A 4,519-nucleotide genomic window follows, 5' to 3' on the forward strand; every position below is an offset into this window, starting at 1 on the left:
ACGGCGTAAACAACAGCGTTACGAGAGGTCATAGGTGATCCGACGGCGGAAGTAGGCATGCTGAACGACGGTGACGCCAACCAGGATGACGAACAGAACCAGTGACATCACCGCAGCGCGTCCGATCGCCGCCGCGCCGAACGCCTCGGCGTAGATCCGGTGCGCGATCAGGTCGGTGCGCCCGCCCGGCCCGCCGCCGGTCAGCGCGTAGACCGTGTCGAAGACCTGTGCCGCACTGACGATCCCGGTGACCAGCACGAAGAACATGGTCGGCCGCATCATCGGCAGGGTGATCCGCCGGAACCGCTGCCAGCCGGTCGCGCCGTCGGTGGTGGCCGCGGCGTGCAGCTGCGGCGGGATCGCCAGGATGCCGGCCAGGAAGAACAGCGCCACGTAGCCGACGTTGGTCCACACCACCACCGCGGCGACCACCGGCAGCGCCAGGCCGGGATCGGTGAGCCAGTCGATCTGCCGGCCGGCCAGCGTGCTCACCGCGCCGTCGGTGGGCGCCAGGATCCAGTGCCACAGCACGGCGATCGCCAGCGGGGCGCAGATCCACGGCAGCACGTAGACGGTGCGGAACAGGCCGCTGCCGGGCAGTTCGCGGGCCAGCATCGCCGCCACCGCCAGGCCGAGCAGCGTCTGCACCGGCACCACGATCGCCACGAACGCGATGGTCACCAGCAGCGAGTTGCCGAACGTCGGGTCGGTCAGCACCGAGCGCCAGTTCTCCCCGCCGACGTAGCTGATCGGCCCGAGCAGGTCCCAGCGGTGCAGGCTCAGCCAGACCACCACCAGCATCGGCAGCAGCAGGAACACCAGCACGCCGAACAGGCTGGGCGCCAGCAGCGCGTACGCCAGGGCGGTGGATCGGGCACGGCGCATGGCTGCTATTAAAGCCGGTTTCGGCGTCCGGCCATTACCGTGGAGGGGTGACGCCCCGCCGGGAGATCGACGCCGACTTCCTCGCCCTGCCCCGCCAGCAGCTCGCCGACGCGGCCCTGTCTTCGGCTCGGGCCGCCGGGGCCGGCCACGCCGACCTGCGGATTCACCGGATCGTCACCGAGACCATCCGGCTGCGCGACGGCGAGCTGGAGGCCTCGGTGGTCAGCCGGGAGCTCGGGTTGGCGGTGCGGGTGATCGTCGACGGCACCTGGGGCTTCGCCTCGCACGCCGAGCTGACCCCGGCCGTCGCCGCCGATACCGCGCGCCGCGCCGTCGCGGTGGCGACCACGTTGTCGGCGCTGAACCGGGAACGCGTCGAACTGGCGGCCGAGCCGGTGTACTCCGACGCCAGCTGGGTCTCGGACTACCGCATCGACCCGTTCGAGGTGCCGACCGCCGAGAAGATCGACGTGCTGGAGGACTACTCCGGCCGGCTGCTGGCCGCTAGGAACGGGGGAGTCGGCGTCGACCACGCCTCGGCCGCGCTGACCACGGTCAAAGAGCAGACCTTCTACGCCGACGCCTTCGGTTCGTCGATCACTCAGCAGCGGGTGCGGCTGATGCCGGTCTGCGAGGCGGTCACGGTCGGAACCGAAGGCGGTGGATTCGAGTCGATGCGCACCCTGGCACCGCCCACCGCCCGCGGCTGGGAGGCGGTCGCCGGCGACGAGGTGTGGAACTGGTCGGCCGAGCTGGCCGAACTGCCGACGCTGCTGGCCGAGAAGGTGAAGGCGCCCAGCGTCGACTCCGGCCGCGCCGACCTGGTGATCGACCCCACCAACCTGTGGCTGACCATTCACGAATCAATCGGCCACGCAACCGAATACGACCGGGCTATCGGCTACGAGGCCGCCTACGCCGGCACCTCGTTCGCCACCCCGGACAAACTCGGCACGCTGCGCTACGGCTCGCCGGTGATGACCGTGACCGCCGACCGCACGGTCGGGCACGGGCTGGCCAGCATCGGGTACGACGACGACGGGGTGGCTGCCCAGAGCTGGGACCTGGTGCGCGACGGGATCTTCGTCGGCTACCAGCTGGACCGGGTGTTCGCCCCCAGACTCGGCCAGGCCCGCTCCAACGGCTGTTCCTACGCCGATTCGCCGCACCACGTCCCGATTCAGCGGATGGCCAACGTCTCCCTGCAGCCGGGCCCCGACGACGTCACCACCGCCGATCTGATCGCCGAAGTCGAGGACGGCATCTACGTCGTCGGCGATAAATCCTGGTCGATCGACATGCAGCGGTACAACTTCCAGTTCACCGGGCAGCGGTTCTTCCGGATCCGGGACGGCCGGCTGGACGGGCAGCTGCGCGACGTCGCCTACCAGGCCACCACCACCGACTTCTGGAACGCGATGGAGGCGGTCGGCGGGGCATCGACCTGGCGGCTCGGCGGCGCGTTCAACTGCGGCAAGGCCCAGCCCGGTCAGGTGGCCGCGGTCAGCCACGGCTGCCCGTCGGCGCTGTTCCGCGGCGTGAACGTGCTCAACACCCGCGCCGAGGGCGGCCGATGATCCCCCCGCAGCAGGCGGTCGACATCGCCCTGGCCGCCGCCGCCGATTCGGCGGTGTCGCAGACCGTCGTGCTGGTCACCGACCGCAGCGAGGCGTCGCTGCGCTGGGCGAACAACTCGATGACCACCAACGGGGTGTCGACCAGCCGGACCATCACCGTCATCGCCATCGCGTCCGACGACGAGGGGCCGCGGATCGGGTCGCTGTCCTCCACCGAGGTCGACCCCGCGCTGATCCCGGATCTGGTGGCGGCAGCGACGGAGGCGGCCGCCGACGCCCCGGACGCCCGGGACGCCGCGCCGCTGCTGACCGGTGCTGGGGCGCCGGCGGACTGGGACGACCCGGCGCCCGGCACCGGGCCCGAGGTCTTCGCCGGCCTGGCCGCGCCGCTGTCCCGGGGCTTCGCCGGCACCGACCGGTTGTACGGCTTCGCCCGGCACGAGGTGGCGACGACGTTCCTGGCCTTGTCGACCGGGCTGCGCCGCCGCTACACCCAGCCCACCGGATCGGTGGAGTTCAACGCCAAACGCGGCGACGCCAGTGCCTGGGCCGGGATCGCCACCCCGGACTTCGTCGACGTACCCGCCGACGCGCTGCTGGAGCAGCTGTCCACCCGGCTGGGTTGGGCGAAGCGCACCGTCGACCTGCCGGCCGGCCGTTACCAGACCCTGATGCCGCCGTCGACGGTGGCCGACCTGATGATCTACCTGGCCTGGACGATGAGCGGCCGCGGCGCCCAGGAGGGCCGCACCGCGCTCGCGGCCCCCGACGGCGGAACCCGGGTGGGGGAGCGGCTCACCGACCTGCCGCTGACCCTGTACTCCGACCCGAATGCGTCGGGGCTGCGGGCTGCGCCGTTCCTGACCGCGGCCAGTTCCTCGGAGACGGTCTCGGTCTTCGACAACGGCCTGGACATCGGCCGGGTGGACTGGATCCGCGACGGGGTGATCAACGCGCTGGCCTACCCGCGGGCCGCCGCCGCCGAGTTCGACGCCCCGGTGGCGGTGGCCGCCGACAACCTGCTGATGACCGGCGGTGCGGCCACCCTGGAGGAGATGGTCGCGGCCACCGAGCGTGGCCTGCTGCTGACCACGCTGTGGTACATCCGGGAGGTCGACCCGACCACGCTGCTGTTGACCGGGCTGACCCGCGACGGCGTCTACCTGGTGCAAGACGGCGCGGTGCGTGCGGCGGTGAACAACTTCCGGTTCAACGAGAGCCCGCTGGACCTGCTGCGTCGCGCCACCGAGGCCGGGGTCGCCGAGCCGACGCTGCCGCGAGAGTGGGGGGACTGGGCCACCCGGGCGGCGATGCCGAGCCTGCGGGTCCCGGACTTCCACATGTCGTCGGTGAGCCAGGCGCAGTAGGGCGGCTGCGCTCCGGTGCACCCGATCCCGGTAGATTCTGGCTATGTCGTTCGCCCGGTCATGGAAGGAAATCTGATGAGCCCGAAAGTCGAGCAGCTGCAGTTTCAGGCGGAGGCCCGGCAACTGCTGGACCTGATGGTCCACTCGGTGTACTCCAACAAGGACGCCTTCTTGCGGGAGCTCATCTCGAATGCCTCCGACGCGCTGGACAAGCTGCGGCTGGAGGCGTTCCGCAACAAGGAACTCAACGTCGACACCACCGATCTGCACATCGAGATCGAGGTGGACCGCGACGCGCGCACCCTGACCGTCCGTGACAACGGCATCGGCATGAGCCGCGCCGAGGTCGTCGACCTGATCGGCACCCTGGCCAAATCCGGCACCGCCGAGCTGCGTCAACAACTCCGGGAAGCCAAGAACGACGCCACCTCCGAGGAGCTGATCGGCCAGTTCGGCATCGGCTTCTACTCGGTGTTCATGGTCGCCGACAAAGTTGAGCTGCTGACCCACAAGGCCGGCGAGAGCGAAGCCGTCAAGTGGGCGTCCAGCGGCGACGGCAGCTACACCATCGAAGCGGTCAAGAAGGCGCCGCAGGGCACGTCGATCACCTTGCACCTCAAGCCCGAAGACACCGAGAACGAGCTGCACGACTACACCGCGGACTGGACGATCAAAAGCCTGGTCAAGAAG

The 4,519-nt window shown here is 70.3% G+C and carries 4 protein-coding genes; 3 read left to right on the forward strand and 1 reads right to left on the reverse strand.

Translation table 11 applies throughout. The features are described 5' to 3' along the window. Positions 1–18: 18 nt before the first annotated feature. Positions 19–885 (reverse strand): carbohydrate ABC transporter permease, encoded by an 867-nt coding sequence (locus AC2VNT_RS16700; RefSeq protein WP_486947916.1) that lies wholly within the window; start codon positions 883–885, stop codon positions 19–21. A gap of 47 nt (positions 886–932) precedes the next feature. Here AC2VNT_RS16700 and AC2VNT_RS16705 point away from each other — a divergent pair, with 47 nt between their 5' ends. From AC2VNT_RS16705 to AC2VNT_RS16715, 3 genes are all read left to right on the forward strand, one after another. Then, positions 933–2,462: a TldD/PmbA family protein gene (locus AC2VNT_RS16705; RefSeq protein WP_486947917.1), complete on the forward strand. Its 1,530-nt coding sequence runs from the start codon at positions 933–935 to the stop codon at positions 2,460–2,462. After that, on the forward strand, positions 2,459–3,829 hold the full coding sequence (locus AC2VNT_RS16710) for a metallopeptidase TldD-related protein (RefSeq protein ID WP_486947918.1): 1,371 nt from the start codon (positions 2,459–2,461) through the stop codon (positions 3,827–3,829). The genes AC2VNT_RS16705 and AC2VNT_RS16710 overlap by 4 nt, the downstream gene beginning before the upstream one ends. A gap of 75 nt (positions 3,830–3,904) precedes the next feature. Beyond that, on the forward strand, positions 3,905–4,519 hold a 615-nt coding region (locus AC2VNT_RS16715; protein WP_486947919.1), incomplete at its 3' end, for an ATP-binding protein.

The organism is Mycobacterium sp. TH-M15 (assembly GCF_057473705.1).